The sequence below is a fragment of the Alloyangia mangrovi genome (assembly GCF_002300555.2).
Taxonomy (GTDB): domain Bacteria; phylum Pseudomonadota; class Alphaproteobacteria; order Rhodobacterales; family Rhodobacteraceae; genus Salipiger; species Salipiger mangrovi.
In genome coordinates, this window is record NZ_NTHN02000005.1 from 1 (window position 1) to 13,832 (window position 13,832).

At 68.1% G+C, this 13,832-nt stretch carries 11 protein-coding genes and 2 pseudogenes; 10 read left to right on the forward strand and 3 right to left on the reverse strand.

The window, feature by feature from the left end:
- A pseudogene (locus CLG85_RS03975) lies at positions 1-447 on the reverse strand (hypothetical protein); the annotation flags it as partial.
- A 175-nt stretch (positions 448-622) separates the two neighbouring features.
- Between CLG85_RS03975 and CLG85_RS03980 the strand changes: the two are divergent.
- The 7 genes and pseudogenes from CLG85_RS03980 to lexA all read left to right on the forward strand — a co-directional run bounded on the left by CLG85_RS03980 (position 623) and on the right by lexA (position 6,219).
- The gene (locus CLG85_RS03980; RefSeq protein WP_095884379.1) at positions 623-1,204 is read left to right on the forward strand and encodes an anthranilate synthase component II; all 582 of its coding nucleotides are present in this window, start codon (positions 623-625) and stop codon (positions 1,202-1,204) included.
- On the forward strand, positions 1,201-2,223 hold the full coding sequence (gene trpD, locus CLG85_RS03985; protein WP_095884378.1) for an anthranilate phosphoribosyltransferase: 1,023 nt from the start codon (positions 1,201-1,203) through the stop codon (positions 2,221-2,223). The genes CLG85_RS03980 and trpD overlap by 4 nt, the downstream gene beginning before the upstream one ends.
- Positions 2,220-2,873, forward strand: coding sequence for a uracil-DNA glycosylase (locus CLG85_RS03990; RefSeq protein WP_095884377.1), 654 nt, complete (start codon positions 2,220-2,222; stop codon positions 2,871-2,873). The genes trpD and CLG85_RS03990 overlap by 4 nt, the downstream gene beginning before the upstream one ends.
- A 32-nt stretch (positions 2,874-2,905) precedes the next feature.
- Positions 2,906-3,710: pseudogene (gene trpC, locus CLG85_RS03995) on the forward strand (indole-3-glycerol phosphate synthase TrpC).
- Positions 3,707-4,183, forward strand: coding sequence for a cyclic pyranopterin monophosphate synthase MoaC (moaC, locus tag CLG85_RS04000; RefSeq protein WP_095884375.1), 477 nt, complete (start codon positions 3,707-3,709; stop codon positions 4,181-4,183). Before trpC ends, moaC begins: the two are co-directional and overlap by 4 nt.
- The gene (locus tag CLG85_RS04005) at positions 4,180-5,346 is read left to right on the forward strand and encodes a molybdopterin molybdotransferase MoeA (protein ID WP_260348474.1); all 1,167 of its coding nucleotides are present in this window, start codon (positions 4,180-4,182) and stop codon (positions 5,344-5,346) included. The genes moaC and CLG85_RS04005 overlap by 4 nt, the downstream gene beginning before the upstream one ends.
- A gap of 174 nt (positions 5,347-5,520) precedes the next feature.
- Positions 5,521-6,219: a transcriptional repressor LexA gene (gene lexA / locus CLG85_RS04010; protein ID WP_095883480.1), complete on the forward strand. Its 699-nt coding sequence runs from the start codon at positions 5,521-5,523 to the stop codon at positions 6,217-6,219.
- Here the strand turns inward: lexA and CLG85_RS04015 are convergent.
- A complete protein-coding gene (locus CLG85_RS04015) occupies positions 6,213-8,297 on the reverse strand; it encodes a ComEC/Rec2 family competence protein (protein ID WP_260348475.1) in 2,085 nt (694 codons plus the stop codon). The two genes, lexA and CLG85_RS04015, sit on opposite strands and share 7 nt — an antisense overlap.
- 78 nt (positions 8,298-8,375) lie before the next feature.
- On the opposite strand from CLG85_RS04015, the gene gltX reads away from it, so the two are divergent.
- Both gltX and gltA read left to right on the forward strand, forming a co-directional pair.
- A complete protein-coding gene (gene gltX / locus CLG85_RS04020) occupies positions 8,376-9,806 on the forward strand; it encodes a glutamate--tRNA ligase (RefSeq protein WP_095883481.1) in 1,431 nt (476 codons plus the stop codon).
- Positions 9,807-9,913: 107 nt separating this feature from the next.
- On the forward strand, positions 9,914-11,209 hold the full coding sequence (gene gltA, locus CLG85_RS04025) for a citrate synthase (RefSeq protein WP_095883482.1): 1,296 nt from the start codon (positions 9,914-9,916) through the stop codon (positions 11,207-11,209).
- A 63-nt stretch (positions 11,210-11,272) separates the two neighbouring features.
- On the opposite strand, the gene CLG85_RS04030 is transcribed toward gltA, so the two are convergent.
- A complete protein-coding gene (locus CLG85_RS04030) occupies positions 11,273-12,400 on the reverse strand; it encodes a citrate synthase family protein (RefSeq protein ID WP_260348476.1) in 1,128 nt (375 codons plus the stop codon).
- Positions 12,401-12,485: 85 nt separating this feature from the next.
- Here CLG85_RS04030 and CLG85_RS04035 point away from each other — a divergent pair, with 85 nt between their 5' ends.
- Positions 12,486-13,832 (forward strand): CoA transferase, encoded by a 1,347-nt coding sequence (locus tag CLG85_RS04035; RefSeq protein ID WP_260348477.1) that lies wholly within the window; start codon positions 12,486-12,488, stop codon positions 13,830-13,832.

Consider the following 13,832-nt stretch of genomic DNA (forward strand, 5'->3'; position numbering starts at 1 on the left):
GTAGCCGCCGGTCCCGGCCGCCGAGGGGGCCACGCCCTGCTCCCCGGCCGGGCGATGCGCCGGCGGCGGCGTTTCGGCGTCTTCCGAAATGGCGTCAGGCGCGGTTTCGACCGAGGGTCGTTCGGCAGGTGTTTCCGGCGCCGCCGCTTTTTGCTCGGAGTTTCCCGCTTCGAAGCTTCGGTCCGGTGGCTCGGGCACGGCCGCAGGCTCCTGCGTTTCAGCCGTCTCCACCGCGCTCTCCGGCGCTTCCGCCTCAGGCGCTCTGGACACCGGCGCGGCGCGCTCACCGAGGCTGTCGACAGCCTCGGCGACCGGATCGGTGGCGATCGGCATCTCGGGGCGTGTCGGGCGGTTGGCGGGCGGCCCCATGGCCACCGACAGCACACCAGCCCCTACCCCCGAGACCACCAGCCCCCAGATCGCCCCTGCCAAGAAACCGCGTGCCATGTCCCTGCCCGTCCTCTTCTCTGCCCCGGGTCCCGTTGCCGGACCCTTTGTCGCCGTGTTACGGCGCGCATGCCGGTCCCGCGGAGTTGTTCGGGACATGGCCTTGACGCTGCACCACCTGCGGGCGCATGTATACCCCCACCGCGGGTCCGCCCGCCAGCCTGAAGAGTCTACCATGCTGCTTCTCATCGACAATTACGACAGTTTCACCTGGAACCTCGTGCATTACGTGGGCGAGCTGGGCGTGGAGACCAAGGTCGTCCGCAACGACCAGATCGACGTTCAGGCAGCGATGGCGTTGAAACCCGCCGGCATCCTGCTCTCGCCGGGGCCCTGCACCCCGACCGAGGCGGGCATCTGCCTGGCCCTCACCGAGGCCGCCGCCGAGACCCGCACGCCGCTCTTCGGCGTCTGCCTTGGCCATCAGACCATCGGCCAGGCCTTTGGCGGCACGGTGAAACGCCATGACGAGATCGTGCACGGCAAGATCGGCCTGATGCATCACGACGACACCGGCGTCTTCGCCGGGCTGCCCTCGCCCTTCGAGGCGACGCGCTACCACAGCCTCGTCGTGGCGCGCGACGACCTGCCCGAGGAGCTGGTGGCCAACGCCTGGCTCGAGGACGGCACGATCATGGGCCTGCGGCACCGCGAGCTGCCCATTCACGGCGTGCAGTTCCACCCCGAGAGCATCGCCTCGCAGCACGGCCATGCCCTCATCGAGAATTTCCTGAAGACCATGAAAGTCCCTGCATGAGCGATCGACTGAAGCCGCTGATCGGCGCCGCCTGTACCCGTCCGCTGAGCCGGGAGGAGGCCGAGGCGGCCTTCGAGATCCTCTTTGCCGGCGAGGCCACCCCGGCGCAGATCGGCGGGCTGCTGATGAGCCTGCGCACCCGCGGCGAAACGGTCGAGGAATATGCCGCCGCCGCCGCGGTAATGCGCGCGAAATGCAACAAGGTCGTGGCCCCCGCGGGCGCCATCGACATCGTCGGCACCGGTGGCGACGGCAAGGGCACGCTGAACATCTCCACCGCCACGGCCTTTGTCGTCGCCGGTGCGGGGGTCACCGTCGCCAAGCACGGCAACAGAAACCTCTCGTCGAAGTCGGGCTCGGCGGATGCGCTCGGGCAGCTCGGCATCAACGTGATGCTGCCCGCCTCGGCGATCGCGCCGATCCTCAACGAGGTCGGCATCTGCTTCATGATGGCGACCATGCACCACCCGGCGATGAAGCACGTCGGCCCGCCGCGCATGGAGCTTGGCACCCGCACGATCTTCAACATCCTCGGGCCGATGACCAACCCTGCCGGCGTCAAGCGCCAGCTCACCGGCGCCTTCTCGCGCGATCTCATCCGGCCGATGGCCGAGACGCTGGGGCAGCTCGGCTCGGAGCGCGCCTGGCTGGTGCATGGCTCGGACGGCACCGACGAGCTGGCGATCTGCGGTGTGAGCTGGGTGGCGGCGCTGGAAGAGGATGGCTCCATCCGCGAGGTCGAGCTGCACCCCGAGGATGCGGGCCTTCCCGAACACCCGTTCGAAGACATCATCGGCGGCGATCCCGCCGAGAATGCCGCCGCGATGCGCGCGCTGCTGGACGGGACCAAGAACGCTTACCGTGACGCGGTGCTGCTGAACTCCGCCGCCGCGCTGGTAGTCTCGGGCAAGGCGGCCGACCTGCAGGAAGGCGTCGCCATGGCCCGCGAGAGCATCGACAGCGGCGCAGCCAAGGGCAAGGTCGCGGCGCTCGCCAAGGCCACGCAAGCCGCCGCATGAGCCTGCCTGCACACTGGGGCCACCTGCCCTTTTTCGCCGAGGAGTTCCCTCGTATCGCCGCCGCGCTGGCGGAGGAGACACGCGAGATCCTGCCGCCCGAGCCGCAGCGCTTCGCGGCGCTCGACGCATGCGCGCCTGAAAAGGTACGCGTGGTGATCCTCGGGCAGGATCCCTATCCGACGCCGGGCCACGCCCACGGATTATCCTTTTCGGTAGAACCCGAAGTGCGCCCGCTGCCGCGCTCGCTGACGAATATCTACAAGGAATTGCAGGAGGAATTCGGCGCTGCTCCGCCGAATGGCGACCTGCGGTTCTGGGCCCGTCAAGGCGTGCTGCTGCTCAACACCGCGCTGTCCGTTCCCGCGGGCAACGCCGGCGCCCACGCCAAGCTCGGCTGGTCGACGCTGACCGCGCAGGTGCTAGGTGCGCTTTCCGACCAGCCCCGCGCCTTTATCCTTTGGGGCGGACACGCGCAGAAATTCGCGCCGTGCATCCATGGCGAAGACCATCTCATTCTGACCTCGGCCCACCCCTCACCGCTCTCGGCGCGGCGCGGCTTTTTCGGCTCGCGCCCCTTTTCCCGCGTCAACGACTGGCTTAAAGCCAGAGGGGAGACGCCGATCAACTGGACCACGCCCGGCGCGGCCTGACGGACCGGCGCGAGTACGATACGGAGCCCGCCATGACCCAGACGATCCTCGACAAGATCAAGGCCTACAAGCTCGAAGAGGTCGCCGCCGACAAGGCCGCGAAACCGCTGAGCGAGGTCGAGGCCGAGGCCCGCGCCGCAGACCCCGTGCGCCCCTTCGCGCAGGCGCTCTTCGAGGCTGCCAAGACCGGCTATGGCCTCATCTCGGAGGTAAAAAAAGGCCTCGCCCTCCAAGGGGCTTATCCGCGAAGACTTCCACCCCGCGACGCTGGCGCAGGCCTATGAGCGCGGCGGTGCGACCTGCCTGTCGGTGCTCACCGACACGCCCTCTTTCCAGGGTGCCAAGGCCTTCCTGACCGAGGCGCGCTCGGCCACCAACATGCCCGCGCTGCGCAAGGATTTCATGTACGACCCCTACCAGGTCGCCGAGGCCCGCGCGCTTGGCGGTGACTGCATCCTGATCATCATGGCCTCGGTCTCGGACGCGCTGGCCGCCGAGCTCGAGGACGCCGCCTTGCGCTGGGGCATGGACGCGCTGATCGAGGTGCATGACGCCGAGGAACTGGAGCGCGCACTCAAACTGAAATCGCCGCTGATCGGGGTGAACAACCGCAACCTCAAGACCTTCGAGACCTCGCTCGACACCACCCGCGTGCTGTCCAAGGGTGTGCCCGAGGGCCGTTTCCTGATCTCCGAGTCCGGGCTCAACACGCCGGCCGACCTGGCGGACATGGCGCAATACGGTGCCCGCGCCTTCCTCATCGGCGAGAGCCTGATGCGGCAGCAGGACGTCGAGCAGGCCACCCGCACCCTGCTCGCCGACCCGGTGCCGGCATGAGCGGCCTAACCCATTTCGACGCCAAGGGCGATGCCCATATGGTCGACGTTTCGGATAAAGCCGTAACGTCCCGCATCGCTACCGCCGCCGCCTGGATCCGAATGGAGCAGGCGACTTTCGCGCTGATCTCTGAAGGTCAGGCGAAGAAAGGCGACGTCATCGGCGTGGCGCGTCTCGCGGGCATCATGGGCGCGAAGAAGACCTCCGAACTGATCCCGCTCTGCCACCCGCTGCCGATCACCAAGGTAACGGTCGAAATCACCCCCGACGCCGCGCTGCCCGGACTGCAGATCGAGGCGACCGTCAAGACCACCGGCCAGACCGGCGTCGAGATGGAGGCGCTGACTGCGGCCTCGACCGCCGCGCTCACCGTCTACGACATGGTCAAGGCGGTGGACCGCGGAATGGAGATCGGCGGGTTGCGCGTGCTGCTGAAGGACGGCGGCAAATCAGGGCGCTACGAGGCCAAATGATCTCCGTCTCGGAAGCGCTCGACCATCTCTTTGCCCTCGCCCGCCCACTGGACGTGGAAGAGGTGCCGCTGCGCGAGGCCGGGGGCCGCGTGCTCGCCCGCCCCGTCGCGGCGCGCCGCGACCAGCCCCCCTTTGCCGCTTCTGCGATGGATGGCTACGGCGTGGCCGAAGCGGCACCGGGGCTGAAGTTCACCGTGATCGGCGAAGCTGCTGCGGGGCGTGCTTTCCACGGTCAGGTCGGCCGCGGCGAAGCGGTCCGCATCTTCACCGGCGCTCCGGTGCCGGAGGGCGTGAAAACCGTTGTCATCCAAGAGGATGTCACCCGCGACGGTGAGGTCATCACGATCACCGACCGGCTCGGTGAAGGCGACAATATCCGTCCCTACGGCAATGACTTCCGCGCTGGTCTCACCCTGGATGCCCCCCGTCTCCTCGGCGCGCAAGACATCGCCCTTCTGGCCGCGATGAACATCGCCCGCGTGCCGGTGACCCGCCGCCCCAAGGTCGCTCTGATCTCGACCGGCGACGAGCTGGTGATGCCCGGCGAAGACCCGGGACCTGACCAGATCATCGCCTCGAACACCTTCGGCCTCTACGTGCTGCTCCAGCAACTCGGCGCCGAGCCGCGCCTGCTGCCCATCGCCCGCGACAACGAGGCGTCGCTGCGCGCGATCTTCGGCATGGTCGGTGATGCCGACCTCGTGGTGACCATCGGCGGCGCCTCGGTGGGCGATCATGACCTCGTGGCCCGCGTGGCCGAGGGCATGGGGCTCGAACGCGCCTTCCACAAGGTCGCCATGCGCCCGGGCAAACCCTTGATGTCTGGTCGTTTTGGCGAGGCGATGATGGTCGGCCTGCCCGGCAACCCGGTCTCGGCCATGGTCTGCGGCCATGTCTTCCTCGCCCCGGTGATCCGCGCCATGCTCGGCCTCGACGCTGCCGCAGCACCGCGCGAGACGCTGCGCCTCGCGGCGCCCGTCGGCGAAAACGGCCCGCGCGAGCACTACATGCGCGCCCGGGTCACGCCCGAAGGCGTCTCGATTTTCGACCGCCAGGATAGCGCCTTGCTGAGTGTACTTGGCGCTGCGGATGCGTTGGCGGTGCGCCCTCCGCGGGATCCCGCCCGCGCCGCCGGAGAGGAGATCGAGGTGATCCGCCTCTGACCTGCGTTTCGGGTTCATCCGAAGCGCAAGGTTTTTCGGTCGAAGCACCTGGACAGCCTCAAGAATTAATCCCGCTTTAACCTTGCTTTAATGATTGCAGGGATTGACACAAAACGGGAACATGGCTAGAACAAAGTCGAACATCTCTTCAGGCAAAGACCCGGGACAAGGCGCATGCTGACCAAGAAACAGCTCGATCTGCTGGATTTCATCAACCGACGCATGGCGCGCGACGGCGTTCCGCCCAGCTTCGACGAGATGAAGGATGCGCTGGACCTGCGCTCCAAGTCCGGCATCCACCGGTTGATTACCGCGCTGGAAGAGCGTGGGTTCATCCGCCGCCTCGCCCACCGCGCCCGCGCGATCGAGATCGTGAAGCTGCCCGACAGTCTCGCGGGGCGCCCCACCGGCTTTGTGCCGCAGGTGATCCAGGGCGACCGCGGCGCCGCGCCGAAGGCCTCGGCCAATGACGCGCTGGAAGCCGTGGGCGCGATGGAGCTTCCGTTGATGGGTCGGATCGCCGCCGGTGTGCCGATCGAGTCGATCTCCGACATCCCGCCGAATGTCGCCGTGCCCTCCGCGATGCTCTCCAGCAGCGGCCGCCACTACGCGCTCGAGGTGAAGGGCGACTCGATGATCGAGGCCGGAATCAACGACGGCGACGTGGTGATCATCCGTGAGACCAGTTCGGCCGAGAACGGGCAGATCGTCGTCGCCCAGGTCGAAGGCTACGAATCCACCCTCAAGCGCTTCCGCCGCAAGGGCAGCAGCATCGTGCTCGAAGCCGCCAACCCGGCCTATGAAGCGCGCGTGCTGCCCTCGGGCTCGGTCTCGGTGCAGGGCCGCCTCGTCGGGCTGATCCGTTCCTATTGAGGGTCTGCGCCGCCGCTCTGCCATAGACGCGGCGGATGACGGCGCGAGATTTCCATCTCCAGACCGCCGGGGCCGCGTCGAAAGGCGACGGCCCCGGTGGCCCTGAGCCTCTCGGGATCAAATATCTCGCAGCCCTGCACCGCCGCGACGGGCACATTCGCCACGAGGATCCCAGCCCCTCCACAGCCCGAGACCGTCCCAGCGGCCCGGCGCCCGGAGACATGCAGCACCTCGACACCCTCGACGCGCGCAAATCGGAGCCGCCCTGGCGCGCCGGGCCAGAGCTCCGCCGAGGCAGCCTGATCCGCGGGCTGCCCATCGTTTTCGAGCCAGATCTTGGCGACAAAGTCCTCTCCAACGTCGCGCGAGAGCGCGCGACCCTCTGAAGTCATCACGCCGACCAGCCCGCCGCTTTCCGAAATCAGCAGCGCCGGGCGCTCGGTCTGCAGCCAGAGGCCCACCCCCAGCGCCAGCGGCAGAAGGCCGCCCCAACGCCCGCGCCCTTGCCAAAGCAAAAGCAAGACCCCGCCGGCGATCATCAGCGGCAGCACGGCCGGAGCCGGCGCCACCACCTGCCCGACGCCCCCGCCCCAGCCGGAGGCGACCTGCGCCACCCTCAGGATCCAGCGCAGCGCCAGCGCCATGCCCTGCAGCGCCACGCCGTCGAGGCCGAGTGGCATCAGCAAAGCCGCGAGCACCGCCATCGGCACGGCGACGAGACCCATGGCCGGCACCGCCAACAGGTTGGCCAGCAGCCCATAGCGCGAGATGAGGTTGAAATGCGCCATCGAAAACGGCGCGGTCGCGGCGGAGGCGACCGTCGACGAAAGCAGCAGTGCCAGCGCTGGCCGGATCCATCGCGGCCCGGGAAGCTGTGCCTCCAGCCTGCCGAAGACGCAGACCAGCGCGGTGGTCGCGGCGAAGGACATCTGGAAACCGGGCCCGAGCAGCGCTTCGGGGCGCAGCAGCAGTACCAGCAGCGCCGCCAGCGCCACCGCCCGAAGCGACAACGCCCGCAGGTCCGCGAGCACCGCGCCCAGCATCACCGCCACCATGATGAAGGCGCGCTGGGTCGCAACATTTCCACCTGAGAGCGCGAGGTAGCCCGTCGCCGCCACCAACGCCCCCAGCGCCGCGATCTTCTTGCCGGGCCAGTGATGACGGCTGCGCGGGGCAAGCAGCAGCGCCATGCGCAGGGCGGCAAAGACAAAACCGGTCAGCAGCCCCATGTGAAGGCCCGAAATCGCCAGGAGGTGGGCAAGGTTTGAGCGGCGGAGTACCTCGAGCGTCTCTTGCCCCATGCCGCTGCGATCACCGGTCATCAGTGCAGCGGCGAAGCCGCCGATCTCGCCGGGCAGCTGCGCCTGCAGGCGTCGCGATAGGGCCAGTCGCAGGCGCAAGAGCCGCTGGCTGCCCGCGGCCCGCGTGTTCAGAACCACCGGCGTGCGGCTGTATCCCACCGCGCCGATCCGCTCGAACCAAGCGTGACGGCGGAAATCAAAGCCGCCAGGCTCCACCGGGCCGCCGGGCGGCACGAGGTGGCCGGTCAGGGCCACCCTCTGACCCGGCCGCACATCGAGCGCGCGCCCCTGCAGATCTGGCGGCCCATGCAGCGAGACCCGGAGGCGGACGGGGGTCTTGTCTGGGGCGACCCGCGACAGAGCCACCTGATCGAGTGTCAGCCGCGGAACGTCCGAAGCGGAGCGGTCGAGCGCGATCACCCTTCCCTCGATCGGGCCATAGTACTGGAACCCAAGCTGCGGCGCGGCAACTTGATGCGCCCGCGTTCCGGCAAGCGCCAGCCCCAGAAGCAGCAGCCCCGTTCCGATAGCCAACGGCCCGCCCTCGGCCGGGAGCCGGCGCGAACACAGCAGGAGCGCGGCCCCGAGACCGGCGCTCGCCGCGAGCCATGACACGGCAGGTTCCACCGGCAGGGCAAAGTAGATCCCGATGCCGGCGCCGAGGCAGACCGGTACCCAGGCAAAGAGATGTCCCCGCTGCGCCGCCAAGGCCGCCCCGGCGCGGCGCGGCACGCCGAGAGCCAGAAAGACCGCCAGCAAGGTCAGCAGCCGGCCCATGCTTGCCCCCGTCCCCCGCGCTGTTTAAGGAACCTGCAAAACCCTAGGCCCACCACGGTTACCGCGAGGTTAATACCCATGACGAGCCCCTCTCCGAGCCCCCAGGCAATCGTTACCCGTTTCGCCCCTTCTCCCACCGGCTACCTCCACATCGGCGGCGCCCGCACTGCGCTCTTCAACTGGCTCTACGCCCGCGGCCGCGGCGGCAAGTTCCTCCTGCGCATCGAGGATACCGACCGCGCCCGCTCGACCCCGGAGGCGACGGCGGCGATCCTCAAGGGCCTCGACTGGCTCGGGCTCGACCATGACGGCGAGGTGATCAGCCAGTTCGAGCGCGCGCCCCGCCATGCCGAGGTTGCACATGAGCTGCTTGCCAAGGGCGCGGCCTACAAGTGCTTCTCGACACAGGAAGAAATCGAGGCTTTCCGCGAGGCGGCCCGCGAGGCCGGCAGCTCGACGCTGTTCCGCAGCCCCTGGCGCGACGCCGATCCGGCGAGCCACCCCGATGCGCCCTACGTGATCCGCCTGCGCACCCCCGAAGAGGGCGAGACAGTGATCGAGGACCAGGTGCAGGGCACCGTGCGGATCCGCAACGACCAGCTTGACGACATGATCCTGCTGCGCTCCGACGGCACCCCGGTCTACATGCTGGCCGTGGTGGTCGATGACCACGACATGGGCGTCACCCATGTGATCCGCGGCGACGATCACCTCAACAACGCGGCGCGGCAGATGGGCATCTACACCGCCATGGGCTGGCCGCTGCCGGTCTACGCGCACATCCCGCTGATCCATGGGCCGGACGGCAAGAAGCTTTCGAAGCGCCACGGCGCGCTCGGCGTGGACGAGTACCAGAAGCTCGGCTACCCTGCCGCCGGCATGCGCAACTATCTTGCGCGGCTTGGCTGGAGTCACGGCGATGACGAATTCTTCACCGATGCTCAGGCAAAAGAATGGTTCGACCTGACGGGAATCGGGAAGTCGCCGGCGCGGCTCGATTTCAAGAAACTGGAAAATATCTGCGGCCAGCACATCGCGGTCGGGGACGATGCCGCACTGCTGCATGAAATCGAGGCATATCTCGAGGCAGCGGACCTTCCAGCCTTCACCGAGGCACAAAAATCCGGGATGACGCGGGGTATGTACTGCCTCAAGGACCGCTCCAAGACTTTCCCGGAACTTCTTGAAAAAGCACATTTCATTCTGACTGACACCCCGATCGTTCCGGATGAGAAAGCGGCCAAGAACCTCGATGCAGTATCCCGTGGTATACTGGTCTCGTTGACGCCGCAGTTGCAAAGTGCTAGCTGGTCGCGAGAAGAGCTCGAGGGGGTAACGGCGCGTTTCGCCGAAGAACAGAACACAAAATTCGGAAAGCTGGCCGGGCCGCTTCGCGCGGCGCTCGCAGGCCGCTCCGTGACCCCGAGCGTGTTCGACATGATGCTGGTGCTCGGCCGCGAGGAAACGCTCCTCCGGCTCGAGCAGGCAGCGGCTTCCGAGGCGGCGTGACGGTCCGGCAAACCGGCCTCTCCGACCCCGCCACGGGCCATGTGTGACAATACCGACCGGGCGCGCCCGACGCGCCTGGCCTTATCCAGATGAAGGGACAAGCAAGCATGGCTGACACAGCGAAAAGCGCGAAACTGACCATCGGCGAGCAAAGCTACGACCTGCCGATCTATTCGCCCACCGTGGGCCCGGACGTGCTCGACATCCGCAAGCTCTACGGCCAGGCCGGGGTGTTCACCTACGACCCGGGTTTCACCTCCACCGCCAGCTGCGACAGCACCATCACCTTCATCGACGGCGACGAAGGCATCCTGCTGCACCGCGGTTACCCGATCGACCAACTCGCGTCGAAGTCGCACTACCTCGAAGTCTGCTACCTGCTGATGTACGGCGAGCTGCCGACCGCGGCGGAGCTCGAGGAATTCGAGAACACGATCACCCGTCACACGATGATCCATGAGCAGATGCACAACTTCTTCCGCGGCTTCCGCCGCGATGCGCATCCCATGGCAACCATGGTGGGCGTGGTCGGTGCCATGTCGGCCTTCTACCACGACAGCACCGATATCTCGGACCCGCGCCAGCGCGAGATCGCCTCGCACCGCCTGATCGCCAAGATGCCGACCATCGCGGCCATGGCCTACAAGTACTCGATCGGCCAGCCCTTCGTGTACCCGCGCAACGATCTCGATTACGCGGCGAACTTCCTGCACATGTGCTTCTCGGTTCCCGCCGAGAAATACGAGGTGAACCCGATCCTCGCCCGCGCCATGGACCGGATCTTCACCCTGCACGCCGACCACGAGCAGAACGCCTCGACCTCGACCGTGCGCCTCGCCTCCTCCTCGGGCGCGAACCCGTTTGCCTGCATCGCGGCCGGCATCGCCTGCCTCTGGGGTCCGGCCCACGGCGGCGCCAACCAGGCCTGCCTCGAGATGCTGAAAGAGATCGGCTCGGTCGACCGCATCCCCGAGTTCATCGCCCGCGCCAAGGACAAGAACGACCCCTTCCGCCTGATGGGCTTCGGTCACCGCGTCTACAAGAACCGCGACCCGCGCGCGACGGTGATGAAGCAATCCGCGGACGAGGTGCTCGACCTGCTCGGCGTCGAGAACAACCCGATCCTGCAGGTGGCGAAAGAGCTCGAGAAGCAGGCTCTGGAGGATCCGTACTTCATCGACAAGAAGCTCTTCCCGAACGTCGACTTCTACTCGGGCATCATCCTCGAGGCGATGGGCTTCCCGACCTCCATGTTCACCCCGATCTTCGCGCTGTCGCGCACCGTGGGCTGGGTTTCGCAGTGGAAAGAGCAGCTCGCGGATCCGCAGCACAAGATCGGCCGTCCGCGCCAGCTGTACCTCGGCTCGGCGCTGCGCGACTACACCGACATCGAAAGCCGCTGATCCGGGTTTCAGACGTACGAATGGCCCCGCTTTGGCGGGGCCTTTTGCTTGTGTGGCAGGGCTTTATCCAGCCACGTAGCGTGCCCGCGGACGGATCAGAGCGCCGCTCCTTGCCTGCTCGCGGGCATGGGCGATCCAGCCCGCCAGCCGCGCCGTGGCAAACAGGGTGAACCCCGCGTCCCGAGGCAGGCCATGCGCCAGTTCCAGCGCCGCCAGCCCGGTGTCGACGTTCGCCGCTTGCCCGAGCCGCGCAGAGAGCCCGCGCTGCGCGTGACGCACCGGGTGGTCATGCGGCAGTCGCTCCAGCAGCAGCCGTGACCGGGGATCACCGTCGAGATAGAGCGGATGACCATAGCCGAAGCCGTAGGGCGATTGCCCCTCCTGTGTAGCGAGGAAGGTCTCCGTCTCGCCCCGCATCGCCGCCTCCAGCGCCGCGCGCGCAAGTGCCGAGGCCCCGCCATGCCGCGGCCCACTCAGGGTTGCGAGCCCGCAGAGCAGCGCGGCAGGCAGGCTCGCCCCGGTCGAAGCAGCGATCCGCACGGCGAAAGTGGATGGGTTCAGCTCATGATCGCTCAGCAGCACCAGCGCCCGGCGAATGTCATCCTCGCCACGCCCGTCAAGGCCCCAGGCCGCCCCGAAGCGCGCCGTCAATACGCCGCCCCCGGGCCGCCCCAGCAGCGCGTTGGCGACCAGAGAGATCAGACGCGCCGCCTCCGCTCCGAAGTCGGTGTCGCTGAGATCACCGAGCGGCACCGCCCCGTCGACCTCAGCGGAGAGCGCCTGCACGGCCCGCGCCGCGGGCGTATCCCCGGCGCCGCGCCCCGGCGCGTCCGGCAACTCCAGCCGGTCAAGGCCGCAGAGATGCGTCGCCATCTGCTCGGGGGTCATGCTCTCGGCGCACTCCTCGACCGAGCGACCGCGCAGCCAGAGCATGCCGTCCCGCACCTCGGAGATACCGGTCACCAGCACCGGATCGCCCCATCGGATCGCCCGCTCGGCCACCTCGGCGCGGGCGCGCGGGCGGCGGTTCTGGCGCAGCAGCGTCTCGACGTCGGGGCGGAAATAGAGGCTGCGCCGCGCGTCCTGCGCATCCGCCTCGGCCCGAAGCTGGCCGCGGCTGACGTAGGCATAAAGCGTCTGGGGCTTCACCCCAAGCAACGCGCAGGCTGCACCGGCATCGATCCAATCCATGGAATTCATATTGATTATATTGATCAAGATTTACAGCCGGTCAATCCGCGCGCTTGATGGCAACACACACGACCTGGAGGCCATCATGACATCCCCGTTTGATCCGCAGATTGCCGAAGCCCTCGGCGACAATCTCGCACCCGCCCCGGAGATTCATGAGATCGGGCAGGCCGAACTGCCGTCCTGCTTCCACGTCTCGGAACTGGCCACCGCCTCGCTGAAGGCGGCATCACGGGAGATTGCTCCGTTGCTTGGCGTTCGGGAGGCGGCGGTCGACCGCCGCCTAGCCTCTATGTGGTTCGACAGGACGTTGCGGCCCATCGGCTGGGAGCTGCCCTCGGCCTGGGATCCGATCGCCGGGGACTACGCGGCGAAGGACGGCTGGATCCGGCTCCATACCAATGCCCCGCACCACCGCGACGCGGCGCTCTCGGTGCTCGGCTGCGCCGCCGAGCGAGGCGAGGTCACCAAAGCCGTCGCGACATGGGACAAGGCTGCGCTCGAAGCCGCCGTGGTGGCGGCAGGCGGTGCCGTGGCGGCGATGCACAGCATGACGGAATGGGCCACCCACCCTCAAGGCAAGGCCGTGGCCGCAGAGCCTTTGATCGACTGGCGCGAGACCGGAGCTTCTGCGGCCCCTTTCGCCATGGAAGGCCTGCGGGTGCTCGATCTGACCCGCGTGCTCGCCGGACCTGTGGCGACACGCTTCCTCGCCGCCTATGGCGCCGAGGTATTGCGCATCGACCCGCCATGGTGGGGCGAGCCGGGGGTGGAGCCGGAGGTCACATTGGGCAAGCGCCGTGCCGGACTCGACCTCACCCGCACAGAAGATCGCGCCACCTTCGAAGACCTGCTGAAGCGGGCCGACGTGCTGGTGCACGGCTACCGCCCCGGCGCTCTTGAGGGATTGGGCTATGGGCCCGAGGTGCGGCGCAGGCTCGCGCCCGGACAGATCGACGTGAGCCTCTGCGCCTACGGCTGGACCGGGCCTTGGGCGGGACGTCGAGGCTTCGACAGCCTCGTGCAGATGAGCTGCGGCATCGCCTACGAGGGCATGCGGCGTCGAAGCGCCGCGTGCCCGGTGCCGCTGCCGGTGCAGGCGCTCGACCATGCCACGGGCTACCTCATGGCCGCCGCCGTTCTGCGCGCCCTGCGCCTCCGGCAGGCGAGCGGTCGGGTGGTCTCGGCCCGGCTGTCGCTGGCCCGCACGGGCGCGTTGCTGGTCTCGGGCGGCGCCCGTGATCTCACCGGTGCCCCCATCGTAGAGAGCGCGGCGGATCTCGCCCCGCAGATCGAGGCAACCGGCTGGGGACCGGCGCGTCGGCTGCGCTTCCCGGTAATCCTGGACGGCCAGCCCCCGCGCTGGACTATCCCGGCCGGGCCGCTGCGGGTGGATGCACCGTGCTGGCGGGCGGCCCAGACCGCGGGCTAG